Consider the following 14,225-nt stretch of genomic DNA (forward strand, 5'->3'; position numbering starts at 1 on the left):
TATGCTTGATAATAAAAACAAATTTATGGCAGATAATGTTGATTTACAAAGATTGGTAACCATCATGGATGAACTGCGAGAAAAATGTCCATGGGATAAAAAACAAACACTTCAATCTTTAAAACCAATGACCATTGAAGAAACCTATGAATTGGCAGATGCAATAGATACCGGCGATTGGGAGTCTATCAAAGAAGAATTGGGCGATCTTCTGTTGCATATTGTTTTTTATTCAAAAATTGCAAGTGAAATAAATGCATTTAGTATGCAGGATGTAATTGAAAAGATTTGTGAAAAACTAATACATCGCCATCCGCATGTTTATGGCAATATTGTTGCCAAAAATGCTGAAGATGTGAAAAAAAATTGGGAACAAATTAAATTACAGGAAGGTAAAACAAGTGTACTTTCTGGTATTCCGGCAGCTATGCCCGCATTAATAAAAGCTACCCGAATACAGGAAAAAGTAAAGCAGGTAGGGTTTGATTGGCAGCAGAAAGAGGAGGTTTGGGATAAGGTAACAGACGAAACCAATGAATTGCTAGAGGCTGTAGCTTTAAATGATGCAAAGCATATTGAAGAAGAATTTGGAGATGTATTATTTAGTCTGGTAAATTTTGCACGATTTTTGAACGTTGATCCGGAAACAGCACTGGAAAAAACCAATAAAAAATTTATACGAAGATTTAAGGGTATGGAAAAAATTGCAACTGAACAAGGGCAAAATCTTGCTGATTTAAGTCTGGCTGAAATGGATGTGCTGTGGAATCAGGTTAAAGCGCAAATTAAAAATGAACCATCTTGATTAAGATAATTAAACATGCAGCATACCGGCATGGCTATTTGATGATTATAGCTGCATGGTTGTTTACCTTTTCATTTATATTATCTAATTATTTTACCTATTATACTTCTCCGGTAAAAGTTCAAACAAAAATTCAACAATATTTATCGCATAGGGAAAATTCATTTATACAATTATCTTCTGATAAAGTATTATTAAGTGGATTATTGAGTGATAGTGTTTTATTGCCCTCTGAATCTAAACCACTGAACCAAAATTTTGGTTTTTTTATCTACACGTTTAATGATTTAAACCATGCTATTTTAAGCTATTGGAATACCAACCAATACTATGTAGATGATGCAGATTTGTATCATCCAAATACCATTCATTTTGTAAACTATCAAAACGGTTATTTTGAATTAATTAAGAAATACATTTTTTTAGGAGGCAAAAAAATAATGGTGGTTGGTTTAATTCCAATATACCATGCCTATTTTATACAGAACAAATATTTACAACCTGATTTTGATGGTTTTCAAGGTTTGGGAAAATTATATGAAATCACTAGTGTGCAGGATGGATATCCCATTTACGGTTTAAATGGAACAGCACTTTGCGGCATTCAGCTTCAATCAGGCAAAACGTTTTCTCCCTATAATACCACCACCATCATTCTAAGAACCCTGAGTATTATACTACTATTATTTTTTTTAAATGCCATTGCTATTGAATTGGCCGGGCATGAAAAGGCTTTACAGGGTTTTGTTATTTTATCGGTATCTGTTATCACACTGCGTATACTCAGTTACTATTTTCCTTTTCCTTTTGATTTTTCTCAACTGCCGCTTTTTGATCCGGCTATCTATGCATCCAATGCCATCCATCCCTCATTAGGCGATTTATTAATTAATGTAGTGATATTATTCTGGCTGATTAATTTTTACAAGAACAATTTGCACCTACAGTTAAAACTTCATTTTTCTGAAACTGTTATGACCATAGTTGCATATGTGCAAATCATTATTCTGGGTGCCATTTGCTTTCTGTTTGCAGGTATTATTAAAAGTCTGGTACTTGATTCTAAAATTTCATTTGATGTAGCAAACTTCTTTAGTCTGGATATATATACCGTAGTTAGTTTTGCCATTTTATGTTTACTTACGCTTTCATTTTTTTCTGTTGCTCAATTATTATTAGGAAGGGTGTATTCCAGAAAAATTCCACTGAATATTCAATTGTTTATTATAGCAGTAGAGGGTTTATTATATGCAAGTATAAAAATTGGGGGATCATCTACCATTACCAATATTGCAGTATTAGCCTGGTTATTGGTTTTTTTTATTATTTTCTACTACCGGCAACATGATATTGACAGACCATTGTATCACACTACATTCTTTATTTTTTGGGTAATGTTTTTTGCTGCATCTGTTGCAGCTATGGTCATGTATCAAAATAAACTGGTTGAAATAGAGCAAAGAAAACGTATTGCAGAAAAATTAGCATCGCAGGCCGATCCATCCGGAGAAAATTTGTTGAATATTGCCATGACCAATTTTGATGACCGGTTTTTATTACAAAATTTTGATCGGTTAGATTCTGATTTTACCAATAAGTATTTAAAAGATAGTCTTATCAGTAGTAATTTCTCTGGCTATTTAAATAAATATGAAACACACATCTATACTTTCGATAGTTTATTCCAACCATTGTATAATGATGATTCAACCAATTATGCAACCATCCGCACCATTGTATTGCGCAGGGCAAAACCTACTTCTATTCCGGGTTTATATACTTACACTACAAATGGCAATCGGTTAGGCTATCTTTTTGAAAAAGATATTAAATCATCTGAAAATAATGTGCTTGGTTATTTCTTCGTAATTGTGATTCCCAAAAAATTTGCCAGTGAAGCATTGTATCCGGAATTGTTTACACAAATAAATTATTTTTCTAATGAATTAAATGGGAATTATGCCTATGCAGTGTACAACAATGGAAAAATAGTGAGTAGTTATAATGATTACAGTTTTCCTATACAGGTCAATAAACAAATGAGTAGTTTGGCGCAGTTTAATGTAATCAATAAAAATGGTTATAATGAATTATGGTATAATGCCGAAAATGGCAGGCAGGTACTCATTGTTCGGAAAAACGAATGGATATTAGAATCACTCACACTATTTGCCTACCTGTTTTGTTCATTTTTATTATTAATATTTTTATTAAATACCGTTCAGTTTCTGTTGTTAAAAAGGTTTAGCTGGAAGGAAATTAAAACATCATTTGTTTTCGATATTCGTTCTCAAATCAACCTTACCATTATTTCTATTAGCCTGTTTTCATTCATTGTAATAGGTGCTGCCACCATTTCATTTTTTATAAACCGTTTTAATAAAAATAAAGAGGATAAACTGTTTAAATCGGTACAGCTCATCGGTACTGAAATTCAAAACAAAATAAATGCTGAAATGGTGTTTGATGATGGTGTGGGAGTGAATGATTTTACTACCGGTGGTGTGCGTGAAAAAAAGATTATTGACATTGCAGAAATGCATAATGTAGATATAAATTATTATGATGCTGCAGGAAATTTAAAAGCATCTACACAACCTTACATATACAACAAGCATTTATTAAACAGCAAAATGAATCCACTTGCTTATTATGAATTGCATCATCTAAAAAAATCTCGATTTGAACAAGATGAGCATATTGGCACCCTCAATTTTTTAAGTGTGTATACTCCCATTATTGATGAACAGGGTAATACCTATGCTTATTTAAATATACCATACTTAAATTCACAAGCTGAATTGAAGCAGGAAATCTCTGGTTTTTTAGCTACACTGATTAATTTGAATGCATTTATATTTTTAGTAGCCGGAGCCATTGCATTTTTAATTACGAATAGAATAACTGCATCTTTTTCATTGATTGCTGATAAAATGAAGGCTATATCGCTTGGGAAAAAGAATGAAGAGATAACCTGGAAAAAGCAGGATGAATTAGGCGTTTTAATTCAGGAATATAACAGAATGGTGCACCAGTTAGAGGAAAGTGCCGATGCATTGGCTAAGAGTGAACGGGAGGGAGCATGGCGTGAAATGGCAAGGCAGGTTGCACATGAAATCAAAAATCCTTTAACTCCCATGAAACTAAGTATTCAGTTTTTGCAAAATGCCATTAGCGATAAACAACACGATCCGGAGCAACTGAATAGTTTAACTAATCGGGTTACGCAAACTTTGATTGAACAAATTGATCAGTTATCTAAAATTGCCGGCGATTTCTCACAATTTGCAAATATTGGTAATGTACAATTAGAAAAATTTGATGTTTCAGATGTGTTGCGCAGTTTGGTGCAATTACATTGTGCAGACAATTATGTAAAAATTTCATGGAAAAAAGAAATGGGTAATTATGAGTTGTATGCCGATAAAACGCAAATACAACGATTGTTTACTAACCTTATCAAAAACGCATTTGAAGCAGTAGAAGGTGTTTCCACCCCAACGGTGCACGTGTATCAGGCAAATGTTGACAACCATATTTTAATTTCTGTAACCGATAATGGTTCCGGAATTCCTGATGAATTCATCGGGAAAATATTTTCCCCAAATTTTACTACAAAATCATCTGGTACAGGTTTAGGTTTGGCTATTTGCCGTGGTATTGTAGAAAAAGCAAATGGTAAAATTTGGTTTGTAACCAAACAAGGCATTGGTACTACGTTTTATGTTCAAATTCCTATTCATGCAGCAACAGATTAGCCATTTCTTTTTTTGTGTTGTTGTGCAATAAAGCTTTCAAACTGTGCTAAAGAAAAACTACTTAGATTCTGTATATGAGTTAATCCGGCTTTTTGTGCAACCAATACCCCATATCTACAATCATCAAAACCTTCAATAGCATGCGCATCAGGATCAATTGATATCAAAACGTTTTTTTGCAACGCTGCATCTATGTACCTCCAGTCAATATCCAACCGTCTGGGGTGAGCATTTAATTCAATGGCTACCTGGTGCTTCGCACAGGCATCTATAATGGCAGTATGATTTATCGGATACCCTTTTCTGCTTAATAATAATCTGCCAGTTAAATGCCCTAAAATACTGGTGTATGGGTTTTCAATGACCTTCAATAAACGGCTCATTGCTTTTTCTTCCGTCATTTTTAAATTAGAATGAATGGATGCAATTACAATATCAAAAAGTTGCAGAATGTCATCTGAATAATCCAATGATCCATCATTCAGGATATCGCTTTCAATACTTTTAAAAATTTTAAATGGTGCTAATGATTGATTTAAAACATCAATGGCTGCGTGTTGTGCCCGAACACGTTCTTCCTGTAATCCATTGGCATAAAATGCAGATTTTGAGTGGTCGCTAATTACCAAATATTCATACCCTTTTTCTTTGGCAGCAATGGCTATCTGCTCAATGGTATGTTGCCCATCACTCCAATTGCTATGGCTGTGTATAATACCTTTTATGTCATTGATCTGTATAGGTGTTGCAATTTTTGTGGTTTTATATTGTTGGATAATTTCCGGAAGTTCTCTTTGATAAACTGGTATTACTGCAATACCGGCTGCTTCAAATATTTTATTTTCATTTTCATAGTATTTGTCATCTTTCCATACAAATTGTTTTTCCCATTCCACTAAAAATTCATTACTGCAACTGGTAATAAAATAATGGTAGGTGAGTTTTTGCTTAGAAGTTAAATAAAAAATTAATTTTATATTTTCGGTTCCTTTAAACACTAATTTATCGGGTGTGTCAACCTCAATGGTATATTGGTTTGTTACAAAAAAATTTTTTAAGGCATCGGGTTTTGTTGTAGTAACCCATTCTGCGGCATCAATGGTTTCTAATTGCCGTTTGAAAGCGCCGGTTAATACAAATGAATCTTCTGGAAATTCTTTGGTTAATTTTTGATGATAAGCCTGGATATAAGTTTCAACTTGTTGATACAAAAAATTACCCAGATTATTTAAATAATAATTGATGTTTTCTTTAATACTTTCCTGCGTTTTTGCGCCAAAGCCTTTTAATAAGGTTAGTCTGTTTTCGTTGCATGCATACAACAATTCACCAATAGTTTCTATTTCTAAATTTTTCCAGATACTGTTAATTTTTTTTGGTCCCAATCCTTTTATTTGCAGCATTTTAATAATGCCGGGCGGTGTTTTTTGAATATATTCCTCTAGAATTTGTAATGATCCGGTTGTTAATTGTTCCTGAATTTTATTCCCAATGGCTTCACCAATACCTTTAATATTGAATATTTTATTGGCAGGTAATTGAGAGAGTTGTTCGGGCAATTTTTCTATTACAAAAGCTGCATTGGCATACGATTTTGATTTGAAACTGTTTTCTCCATGTATGTCAATTAATTTAGAGAGCAAGGTAAAATTATCTGCTATGGCATAGTTGTCTAACATGAGCTGAGTAGTTAAAAATGAGTGATAAATGTAATAAAAAAAGTCCCGATAAATCGGGACTTGTTAGTTGTTACTTCTTTTACAAGAAGATTACTTCTTTTTTGCAGCGGCCTTTTTAGGAGCGGCTTTTTTTGCAGCGGCCTTTTTAGGAGCGGCTTTTTTTGCAACTGCTTTTTTAGGAGCGGCTTTTTTTGCAGCAGCTTTTTTAGGAGCGGCTTTTTTTGCAGCAGCTTTTTTAGGAGCAGCTTTTTTTACAGCTTTTGCCATAAGTTGAAATTTAATGGTTAGTTAATAACCTAAAATTAACAACTATTCTGGTATTGCAAAATTTTTTTTTATGCAGTAGCTTCTACAGGCAAAACTGAAATGATGGTTTTGTTATTTCTAGACTTTTTAAATGCAACAATTCCATCTGTTAATGCAAAGATGGTAAAGTCTTTTCCAACACCAACATTTTTTCCAGGATGGTAACTGGTACCGCGTTGACGTACGATGATGTTTCCTGCGATAGCCGGCTGGCCACCAAATATTTTTACCCCTAAGCGCTTACTGTTCGAGTCGCGACCATTTTTTACACTGCCTTCACCTTTTTTGTGTGCCATAACTTTTTTGATTTTGAAAATTAAAACGGTATCAGATTATGAAGTCTGAAATTGTTTTAACAATTTAAGCAATACTTTCAATTTTAATTTGAGTATAGTGGGTACGGTGACCATGCTTTTTACGAAAACCTTTTCTTCTTTTCATTTTAAAAGCAATAATCTTATCTCCCTGCACCAATTCATTTACAATTTCAGCTTTAACTACAGCATTCACTGCATTACCTACTGAAAGTGTGCCTGCATTATCTACCAGTAAAACGTCTTTAAATTCAACTTTATCACCGGTTTTGGCTGCTAAGCGGGGAACATACAAACTATCTCCTGCTTGTACTTTAAACTGTTGACCTGCGATTTTTACAACTGCTAACATAACTATCCAAAATTAGGACGGCAAAGGTAATGTTTCAATACCAAAAATTGCAAATTTTTTCAAAATAATTGTTCTTCAACCCTTATTTTCTGATAAAATTAATACCTTCTTTGATAGAAAGGTGTTGTATAATGCTATTTTTGTGCTTTTTATAGTAGATGCATACCCTCCATTATGAATTTAAAATCGTTATTAGCCCGTCCGTTTGCTTTTCATATTCATAAAACCATTCGTAAAAGTATGCTCAGTGCTGTGGCTGATCAGGAAGCCATTTTCAAAATGCTTTTAAAAGTGGGCAAAAACACCAAATTCGGTAAAGATCATCAAATGCAGGAAATTAATAGCTATGCCGAATTTGCTGAAAAAATTCCGATTCGGGATTATGAGCAGTTTAAACCCTACATCGAAAAAATAAAAGAAGGTACCCAAAATGTTTTGTGGAAAGGCAAACCTATTTATTTTGCAAAAACCAGTGGCACTACCTCGGGAATTAAATACATTCCCATTACCAAAGATTCTATTCCTAACCACATTAATACTGCCCGTAATGCTTTATTATATTACATGGCCGAAACCGGAAATTTTGATTTTGCAAAGGGAAAGATGATTTTTTTAAGTGGTTCGCCGGTTTTGGAAAGGGTAGGCGGTATTCCTACCGGCCGGCTAAGCGGTATTGTAAACCATCATGTACCCAGGTATTTAAGAGCCAATCAATTACCCAGCTTTGAAACCAACTGTATTGAAGATTGGGAAATGAAATTAGATAAAATAGTAGAAGAAACCCTGCATGAAAATATGACGCTCATTAGTGGAATTCCCCCATGGATGCAAATGTATTTTGACAGGCTTATTGAAAAAACAGGAAAACCAATTGCAGAAGTATTTCCAAACTTCAGCATTATGATTCAGGGTGGTGTAAATTTTGAGCCCTATAAGCAGAAATTGTATAATAGCATTGGTAAGCAAATTGATTGTTTGGAATTGTTTCCTGCCAGTGAAGGTTTTTTTGCTTTTCAGGATGACTCCAATGCACCGGGTTTATTACTAAATACCAATAGTGGTATTTTTTTTGAATTTGTTCCGGCCAATGAAATTTTCAATGAAAAGCCTACCCGGCTTACCCTTGCTGATGTAAAGATTGGTGAAAACTATGTTTTAATTATAAGCAGCAATGCTGGATTATGGGCTTATAATATTGGTGATACGGTTAAATTTGTCAGCACCAATCCATATAAAATTTTAGTAACCGGACGCATTAAACATTTTATCTCTGCTTTTGGGGAACACGTTATTGGGGAAGAGGTAGAATATGCTTTAATGAAAGCAGCCAATGAAGAAGGAATAAAAATTATTGAATTTACAGTTGCGCCCAACATTGCAAAAGAAAAAGGCAATAGTTTTCATGAATGGTATATTGAATTTGAAGAAACGCCGAAAGATATGGCGGCATTTGCCTTAAAAGTTGATAATAATTTACGCGCCAAAAATGTGTATTATGATGATTTAATTAGAGGAAATATTTTGCGTACATTAGAAATAAAGCCCTTACAAAAAAATGCATTTATTGATTATATGCGTTCTATTGGAAAACTGGGCGCACAGAATAAAGTGCCTCGTTTAAGTAATGATAGAAATATTGCCGATGCATTACAAGCCTTTGTAAAATAGAAAAACTATTTGCTAAACAACGGTATGCACCAAAATATAGATACACAAAATGCCTGTTAGTGCATATTTGTGGTAAATACCTTATTTTGTACTTCTTTGCGTACTTTTTTAATTCTAAAATTCAATGACAATAAAAAAAAGAATTGCTTTATTTGGCTCAACAGGCTCAATTGGTACACAGGCATTAGAAGTGATTGCAGCTAATCCTGATAAATTTTCTGTTGAAATATTAACTGCCCAAACCAACGATACATTATTGGTGCAACAGGCAATTCAGTTTAATCCAAATTGTGTAGTAATAGCTGATGAAAGAAAATATATTGCAGTGAAAGAGGCATTGGCACATACTCCAATAAAGGTTTTTGCAGGTGAAAAAGCTTTGGAAGAAGTAGCAGCAATGAATTGTTATGATATGATGTTGGCTGCTATTGTGGGTTATGCAGGATTAAAACCCACACTCACAGCCATTAAGCATCAAAAAGCCATTGCACTGGCTAATAAAGAAACATTGGTAGTAGCAGGAGACATCATCATGCAAAAAGCATTAGAAAATAAAGTGCCTGTTATTCCGGTTGATAGTGAACATTCAGCTATTTTTCAATGCCTTATTGGCGAAGGAAGAAATAAAACTGAAAAAGTGGTGCTTACTGCAAGTGGTGGCCCTTTTTTAGGGAAAAAACCAAATTTTTTGGTGAATGTAAAAAAAGAACATGCATTGCAGCATCCTAATTGGTCAATGGGTGCAAAAATCAGTATCGATTCTGCTACTTTAATGAATAAAGGTCTGGAAATGATTGAAGCAAAGTGGTTGTTTAATTTATCTGCTGATCAAATTCAGGTAGTGGTGCATCCGCAAAGTATTATTCATAGTATGGTGCAGTTTGAAGACGGGAGCATCAAAGCGCAGATGGGCCTACCCGATATGAAACTACCTATTCAATACGCATTGGCATTTCCGCAACGAATTCCCAATAATTTTCCCCGTTTTGATTTTAAAAAAGCAGCAACACTTCAATTTGAAGAGCCTGATTTACGCACCTTCCGCAATTTGGTATTGGCAACGGAAGCACTATTTAAAGGCGGTAATCTTCCCTGTGTAATGAATGCAGCCAATGAAATTGCAGTATATGCTTTTTTAAGAAACAGGATTGGATTTTTGGATATTACTGAAATGATTGAGCAAACCATGAATAAAATTACCTTCATTGCTCAGCCCACCTTGGACGAATACTTTGACAGTGATGCCGAAGCGCGTAATTTTGCAGCTTCTTTAATTCAGATGTAACGGAACTTATATAAAAATAGGTTCAAATAATCAACTGAATGGCAATCATTTTGTTGTATAAAAATTAAAAGTCAACTAAATATTAAAATTGAATGAGTCTTTTAGTAATTGATTGGAGTGTAGTGGGAATTAAAGCAGGACAATTTATCCTGTCATTTTCTATCCTTGTTATTTTGCATGAGTTGGGGCATTTTTTACCTGCAAGATGGTTTAAATGCAGGGTTGAAAAATTTTTCCTTTTTTTTAATCCCTGGTTTAGTTTATGGAAGAAGAAAATAGGTGAAACGGAATATGGTATTGGTTGGGTTCCTTTTGGCGGCTATGTAAAAATTGCCGGAATGATTGATGAGAGTATGGATAAAGAGCAAATGAAAAAACCACCTGAGCCTTATGAATTTCGTGCAAAGCCCGCCTGGCAACGGCTAATTATTATGTTGGGTGGGGTAACAGTGAATATTTTATTGGCCATTGTTATTTTTGTTGGTATTATGTATACCTGGGGCGAAAAATATATACCTGCACAGAATTTAAAATATGGGGTGTATGTAGATAGTCTTGGGAAAAAAATTGGAATGCAGGATGGCGATAAAATAGTGGCAGTAGCAGGTAAACCTGTTGAAAAAATTGGAACGGTAGGTTCATTAATTATTCTAAACCAGGCTACAAATATTACCATTGAAAGAAATGGAAAAGATACCATTTTAAATGTACCTCCCGGATTTATTGAACAGTTAAATAAAAATAAGCTGGGTGGGTTTACCTATGTTCGTATTCCATTAATCGTAGATACCGTGCTTCCCGGAACACAAATAAACAGTGATGCTGCTATACATAAAGGCGACAGGGTTATTGCCATTAATCAAATACCTGTTTCGTATAACAACCAGGCATTTGATGTTTTGAAAGATTTAAAAAATAAAAATTCCATTCAGTATACCCTGATTCAAAACAATACTGATACCATTCAGGCTACTGTTGTAAATAATACCAATCCTAAAATCAAATCCGGTATTGGCTTTCAGACACCTGACGAAGTATTGGGTACCGTGCAAATTAAATATTCTTTTTTACAGGCCATTCCGGTTGGTATTGAAAAATGCTACAGTACGCTCATTAATTATATTAGCAATCTTAAATTATTGTTCACTTCTAAAGAAGTAAAAGTAAACGATTCTTTAGGAAGTGTAATAAGTATTGGTGGTATATTCCCTGGTGTGTGGGACTGGCAGTCATTTTGGACCTTAACTGCCATTTTTTCAATTATCCTGGCATTTATGAACGTGTTACCCATACCAGCTTTAGATGGCGGCCATGCCTTGTTTACATTGGTAGAAATGATTACAGGAAGAAAGCCGGGCGATAAGTTTATGGAGTATGCGCAGATGGTTGGCATGATTTTGTTGTTAAGTTTAATGGCTTATGCACTTGGCTTGGATTTTTTACGAATTTTTAGTCATTAAAATTTTAAATAGCAGGTGTTTACAGAATAAAGTACCTTTGTATAAGAAATTGAATAAGTTCTTTGATTTTTTCAACTACCCGGGCCTGTATTGGTTTCGACAGCATAGGTTACGGTAAGTGGAAGCATGCAGTGCGTTGGGTAATTAGCACTTAAATCTGAATACTCAAACTTTAAATGGCAATACACAGTATGCCATGGCTGCCTAATTAGTAATTAGTCAGTCATTCGGGCCGCCGCACAGGTTTATCTGTTACCAGGTGCCGCCGCCGACTCAAAACAAACACAGGTTGCTGCAATAGAAGGCTGTGACTATTGCAAAAGAATATACAGCTAAGCATTGAATTGGTTTGTTCATTTCCGGTTCATTGCCGACAATTAATAATGAAATAAGCATGTAGAAGACTTATGGTAAATATGTTTGGACAGGAGTTCGATTCTCCTCAGGTCCACCTGAGGCGATTTTTGCGATGAAATCGCCTTTTTTTTGAATATCAAGGAGGTTTTTTTCCTTGAGTATCAATGAGTTATGAGCGAACAATGGCATTATCCAAAAAGTTCGATAACACCCCTCAAAGTAGTAAAGCTTTCTATCGAACAATTTATTCAAGAGCTGCTGCTTCTCAGGCAGAGCTGCTAATTGGTATACATAATTTAAGTCGGTACATTTTTCAATATTGTTGTTTAAAATGAAATAAGATTGGTCTAAATCGCCAGTAAGCTTATTGATACGGTCTGACTATTTTAATAACGGGTGAAGCTTTAAAAAATGAACCACAATAACGCCAAGAAATATTAATAAGAGTAATGCCACAATAAGGATGATGTTCTGAAACTGACGTTGTTGGAAAAACTGGTATCTTTTTTTTCTGGTATGCTCTGTTCTTCTTCGTAATTGTTTTTGTAATTGTTTTACTGATACTCTTAACGCTTTTTTATCAGTAAAAGTTTCTAAACCTTCTATGGCTTCTCTTAAAAAAGCTGAAGATTCCATTTCTTCTTCAAATGCATGCATGGCCCTATCTGAAAGATTGCCTTCAAGATAGTGAAGAATTGTTTCTTCAGTAATTGGGAGCTGGTTATTTGTTTTAGTTGTTTTTTGTGTCATGGTATCGCATCTTTAAATGAAATCAGCTTTTGGTAAAATACTATTCAGGCTGTTTTCCCGATGGTGTATGTTGTTGTTTTTTTTCAACCAATAATTTTAAATTTCTTTTCCCATTTTGTATATGGCTTTTTACTTGTAATATGCTGTATCCGGTTATTGCGGCAATGGTTCTGTAACTTTTCTTTTCCAAATAAAAAAGGGTTATGCATTTTTTTTGTTCTTCATTTAAATCATCTAACGCATTTTCAATGCATTGCAATAGTTTTTCTTTTTCTAATAATTCAGCCAAATTACCTTCAGCTTCAAGTAGTGGTGCTTCTTCCTGTAGTGTATAAGTAATTTTTTTATCTCTTAATTGCATCAGGCAATAATTTCGGGCAATCATGTATATCCAACTTTTAAAATATTGTACTTTATATTTTGGCAGTTCTGTCATCACTTTCAAAAATATTTGCTGAACAGCATCTTTAGCTGCTTCCTGATTTTTTAAATATTTCATACAGGTACCCAGTAAGAGTATGGTGTACCGTTCTAATAAAATACCTATCCATTCTGTATTGCCATCAGCATAAAACTCTTGCAGCAAAGCTTCATCGTTAATATGTTGGTATTTATTCAACTTCACAATTTTAAAATAAGCATTTTTATTTAGATGCGCATTTATCTTTAATCCATAAATTGCTAAAAATTGATTCAATGAGTTTTGCAGTTTGTATAGTAGCCGTTGCACCTGTAAGAATAGAACCTACGCATAAAAGTGAGATGGTAACTGAGTTGTTATTTTTAGAATCTGTTACGGTATTAGAACGATTACAGGATTTTATAAAAGTGAAATGCCATTATGATGGTTATGAAGGTTGGTGCCAGCAAATACAGTTGGTTGAAACAGCATTTTTACCCGAAACATACGGATGGCATCATCAACCCATTAATGAGGTAATCATCAACAATCAGTTAACGAGAGTGAGTATGGGTACAACCTGGAATGATACAAGTATATCCTTACCTCCGTTTGATATTTCATTTAAAGAGGCAAAACCACCCGCTCATTTTGATTTTACGGAACAAAATATTCAACGAATTACCCGTGCTTTTTTGGGAACACCGTATTTGTGGGGTGGAAAATCTGTTTTTGGAATTGATTGTAGCGGATTTACCCAACAGGTGTTTAAGCTTTTCAATATAGTTTTACCGAGAGATGCCTATCAACAAGCAGCATTGGGTAAAAGTATTGGTTTTTTGGAGGAAGCCAATTGTGGCGATCTCGCATTTTTTGATAATGAAGAAGGGCATATTACCCATGTTGGTATTTTATTCAATACACACACTATCATTCATGCATCGGGTTATGTAAAAATTGATGCAATTGATGCGATGGGAATTATATCAACGCTGCATTCAAAGCGTACCCACCGATTGCGCTTGATTAAAACTTTCAGGGAATAGGGAAAGTATTGGGCGCTTTAAAATGAAATGGTGTTGAGGTAAATT

Annotated in this window: 12 protein-coding genes and 1 other RNA gene; 7 read left to right on the top strand and 6 right to left on the bottom strand. The window is 34.2% G+C overall.

From position 1 onward, the window contains the following. The first annotated feature begins 25 nt into the window (after positions 1-25). On the top strand, positions 26-805 hold the full coding sequence (gene mazG / locus AC3QLY_RS11530; protein ID WP_074418416.1) for a nucleoside triphosphate pyrophosphohydrolase: 780 nt from the start codon (positions 26-28) through the stop codon (positions 803-805). Next, positions 802-4,563, top strand: coding sequence for an ATP-binding protein (locus AC3QLY_RS11535; RefSeq protein WP_492989751.1), 3,762 nt, complete (start codon positions 802-804; stop codon positions 4,561-4,563). Before mazG ends, AC3QLY_RS11535 begins: the two co-directional genes overlap by 4 nt. Here the strand turns inward: AC3QLY_RS11535 and AC3QLY_RS11540 are convergent. The 4 genes from AC3QLY_RS11540 to rplU all read right to left on the bottom strand — a co-directional run bounded on the left by AC3QLY_RS11540 (position 4,560) and on the right by rplU (position 7,214). Beyond that, entirely contained in the window at positions 4,560-6,242 is a 1,683-nt protein-coding gene (locus AC3QLY_RS11540; protein ID WP_492989752.1) for a DNA polymerase/3'-5' exonuclease PolX, read from the bottom strand. The genes AC3QLY_RS11535 and AC3QLY_RS11540 overlap by 4 nt on opposite strands. A 90-nt stretch (positions 6,243-6,332) precedes the next feature. Then, positions 6,333-6,509: a hypothetical protein gene (locus tag AC3QLY_RS11545; RefSeq protein ID WP_218330691.1), complete on the bottom strand. Its 177-nt coding sequence runs from the start codon at positions 6,507-6,509 to the stop codon at positions 6,333-6,335. A 68-nt stretch (positions 6,510-6,577) separates the two neighbouring features. After that, on the bottom strand, positions 6,578-6,844 hold the full coding sequence (rpmA, locus tag AC3QLY_RS11550; protein ID WP_074419483.1) for a 50S ribosomal protein L27: 267 nt from the start codon (positions 6,842-6,844) through the stop codon (positions 6,578-6,580). A 64-nt stretch (positions 6,845-6,908) separates the two neighbouring features. Next, entirely contained in the window at positions 6,909-7,214 is a 306-nt protein-coding gene (gene rplU, locus AC3QLY_RS11555) for a 50S ribosomal protein L21 (RefSeq protein WP_074419484.1), read from the bottom strand. A gap of 174 nt (positions 7,215-7,388) precedes the next feature. Here rplU and AC3QLY_RS11560 point away from each other — a divergent pair, with 174 nt between their 5' ends. From AC3QLY_RS11560 to ssrA, 4 genes are all read left to right on the top strand, one after another. After that, positions 7,389-8,882, top strand: coding sequence for a GH3 auxin-responsive promoter family protein (locus AC3QLY_RS11560; protein ID WP_218330690.1), 1,494 nt, complete (start codon positions 7,389-7,391; stop codon positions 8,880-8,882). Positions 8,883-9,006: 124 nt separating this feature from the next. Next, entirely contained in the window at positions 9,007-10,167 is a 1,161-nt protein-coding gene (locus AC3QLY_RS11565) for a 1-deoxy-D-xylulose-5-phosphate reductoisomerase (RefSeq protein ID WP_074420866.1), read from the top strand. Between the two features lie 92 nt (positions 10,168-10,259). Beyond that, positions 10,260-11,627, top strand: a complete 1,368-nt coding sequence (gene rseP, locus AC3QLY_RS11570) for an RIP metalloprotease RseP (RefSeq protein ID WP_218330689.1) — start codon at positions 10,260-10,262, stop codon at positions 11,625-11,627. Positions 11,628-11,708: 81 nt separating this feature from the next. Continuing rightward, positions 11,709-12,081: a transfer-messenger RNA gene (gene ssrA / locus AC3QLY_RS11575) on the top strand. A 284-nt stretch (positions 12,082-12,365) separates the two neighbouring features. Here the strand turns inward: ssrA and AC3QLY_RS11580 are convergent. Together AC3QLY_RS11580 and AC3QLY_RS11585 are read right to left on the bottom strand one after the other, a co-directional pair. Further along, positions 12,366-12,734, bottom strand: a complete 369-nt coding sequence (locus tag AC3QLY_RS11580; RefSeq protein WP_074420868.1) for a hypothetical protein — start codon at positions 12,732-12,734, stop codon at positions 12,366-12,368. A 40-nt stretch (positions 12,735-12,774) separates the two neighbouring features. Next, positions 12,775-13,431: an RNA polymerase sigma factor gene (locus AC3QLY_RS11585; protein ID WP_287100786.1), complete on the bottom strand. Its 657-nt coding sequence runs from the start codon at positions 13,429-13,431 to the stop codon at positions 12,775-12,777. On the opposite strand from AC3QLY_RS11585, the gene AC3QLY_RS11590 reads away from it, so the two are divergent. Continuing rightward, on the top strand, positions 13,431-14,180 hold the full coding sequence (locus AC3QLY_RS11590; RefSeq protein WP_074420869.1) for a C40 family peptidase: 750 nt from the start codon (positions 13,431-13,433) through the stop codon (positions 14,178-14,180). The two genes, AC3QLY_RS11585 and AC3QLY_RS11590, sit on opposite strands and share 1 nt — an antisense overlap. Positions 14,181-14,225 lie beyond the last annotated feature (45 nt).

Source organism: Hydrotalea sp. GW822-HT8A01 (assembly GCF_058798575.1).